1 pseudogene is annotated in these 315 nt (G+C 74.9%); it reads right to left on the reverse strand.

What is annotated here, in order from left to right:
- Positions 1-315, reverse strand: a pseudogene (locus VR44_RS23660) (helix-turn-helix transcriptional regulator); the annotation flags it as partial.

The raw sequence follows: 315 nt of genomic DNA on the forward strand, positions 1-315 counted from the left end.
CAGCTGCTCCGCCCGGCCGGCTCCGTGCCGGTTCACGTCGCTCCAGGTGTCGCCGTAGAGACGCGCCCGGTCGGTGGCGGGGCCGCCCGTGGAGGCGAGCAGTGAGCGGGTGCTCTCCCAGACCGCGCGGTCCCCGCTGTACTGGCTGATCGCCAGCAGGAGGACCACCAGCCGGTGGAGTACCTCCTCGGTTCCGGTGCGGGTGCCGGCCGGGCCGTCGGCGTCGCGGAGCCCCTCGATCGCGGCCGATACCTGCGCCCGGGTGGAGCGGACGTCTCCGTCCTGGTAGAGCGCCTGGTAGGCGGCCGCCAGCAC

The sequence above is a fragment of the Streptomyces katrae genome (assembly GCF_000966975.1).
GTDB classification, from domain to species: domain Bacteria; phylum Actinomycetota; class Actinomycetes; order Streptomycetales; family Streptomycetaceae; genus Streptomyces; species Streptomyces katrae.